The sequence below is a fragment of the Escherichia sp. E4930 genome, assembly GCF_005845405.1.
GTDB lineage: Bacteria > Pseudomonadota > Gammaproteobacteria > Enterobacterales > Enterobacteriaceae > Escherichia.
Genome location: NZ_VCDZ01000058.1, coordinates 1 through 1,617, shown reverse-complemented (window position 1 = coordinate 1,617; position 1,617 = coordinate 1). Strand labels below are relative to the sequence as shown.

Sequence of the window (1,617 nt, the reverse complement as noted above, 5' to 3'; positions counted from 1 at the left end):
CACAGGAAAAGTTTTTCCTGTTATGGGCGACCACCATATCTGGTGGCTGCTCGCCTTATGCCGCTTCAACTCACAACCAGCAGCTATCAGTTCTTTCAACAGGTCAGCAGATTTCATATGTCCTCCCTAACCTGCCACTAATTATACACACATATACACACAAAAGCAAAAAAGAAGATTAATTTCGTGCGTAACTGCTCTATGCAACATTGAAAAAATTCCGCTTCCTCGCCACTAACTCGCTACGCTCGGTCGTTCGGCTGCGGCGAGCGGTTAAAAAAATAAATGATGTGTATTAATACACAAAAAAGGGGGGAGGAATAATCTCCCCCCTTCCACATCAAACTAAAGCATTACCCCGATTATGTATCCACCAAATGAGTTCGCTAATCTCCCATGCTTCTATTGCTGGGGTTTTGACTTGTTCCCCGTTTACAATCCGGTTGGCAAGCTCTATCATTTCGCACACTGACATTTGAAAATCTCCAAAGATACATTTGTCATTGGGTAACAGGCTGCCCCACAGCCTGTTACCCCCTCCCAAAAAAAAGTTAGTATTTGCTAGTAACCTTTCCTTTCTTAATCATTTCTCTTAATTCAAATTCGGTGTATTCCTTTCCATGTTCCAACGTGGAATATATGTCACCAACAGTCCATATACCACTCTTCTTAATTTCTGCATTTATCCATGACTCATGCAGAATAAACAACGGTTCGCAATCATTTCCTTTTTCATAAACATAAATAGATTCGGTATCATGTCCAGAATCAGATGTGCCAACGATTTTTTCTATATCGAAATGTTTTTTCAGAAAAGTTGTAAAATGCATTTTTATTCTCCTGCCGCTGTGCGGCTTTGGTAATTAGGGGCAATTACGCCCCTGTGATTAATAATATGATGTAAATTCGTGCTTCTCTTCTGGCTGAGTTTTATAGGCCATCTCAAATGATTCAATCTCTATTGCTGGTACACTGTAACAATCACGCACACGACGCTTTAATGGCTCCCCGCAGAAATCATTAAGCAATGGGGTCTTATATCCACTCATTGAACGAGTCAGAAGAACAGAAGCGCGAACCTCCTGGACGGTGACGGTTTTTTTACCGTGAACAGAAATAACCTGGTAGAAATTAACGTTAGTTTGCTCATATCCCCATGAAGATACAAACACATCACCAACAGAAACAGTACCGTTATTAAAAGTTAATGTTTTCATTTTTATCTCCTGCCACTGAGCGGCTTTGGTGATCAGGGACTATCCCCTCTCGATATGCTTATAATAGGTCAGTTCTGACCTATTTGCAAGTAATTTTTACTCCTGACTTAAAACAAAAAATAGATTAAATACATATAGTTAAGTTATGTTTACATGATGCCCGGCAGGGCATAGAAGGGGCGAAAGAAAATACCAGGGAGCAGCAGAGCCACATCGCCCCGAAGCGCGGCGCAGCCGCTGGCGAACGTACCAGGGCGCACAGGCCATCCCTTCGCCCTGCAAAGCCCAACTGACCAGCAGGCCATGATTATGCTGATTTGCGCCGCAGAATGCCGCAGTTAGCGCGAGCGTAAGCGAGTTTACGCCGTCCTGGTGCGTCGCAGCAGGGCGGGGCGCTGTA

General features: G+C 43.5%; 4 protein-coding genes. All 4 read right to left on the bottom strand.

All coding sequences use genetic code 11. The features are described 5' to 3' along the window. Positions 1-117: type II toxin-antitoxin system HicA family toxin (locus FFT88_RS24800; protein ID WP_135406015.1), on the bottom strand; the 117-nt coding region annotated here is incomplete at its 3' end. 434 nt (positions 118-551) lie between these two features. Further along, a complete protein-coding gene (locus tag FFT88_RS24795) occupies positions 552-830 on the bottom strand; it encodes a cobalamin biosynthesis protein CbiX (RefSeq protein WP_080171973.1) in 279 nt (92 codons plus the stop codon). Positions 831-887: 57 nt separating this feature from the next. After that, positions 888-1,217, bottom strand: coding sequence for a hypothetical protein (locus FFT88_RS24790; RefSeq protein WP_000855123.1), 330 nt, complete (start codon positions 1,215-1,217; stop codon positions 888-890). Between the two features lie 138 nt (positions 1,218-1,355). Then, positions 1,356-1,617, bottom strand: a 262-nt coding sequence (locus tag FFT88_RS25465; protein ID WP_205714168.1) for a hypothetical protein, incomplete at its 5' end; no start/stop codon positions are given.

Coding starts and splice junctions, on each gene's coding strand:
- FFT88_RS24790 (WP_000855123.1), bottom strand. CDS start 1,217: ATGAAAACATTAACTTTTAATAACGGTACTGTTTCTGTTGGTGATGTG.
- FFT88_RS24795 (WP_080171973.1), bottom strand. CDS start 830: ATGCATTTTACAACTTTTCTGAAAAAACATTTCGATATAGAAAAAATC.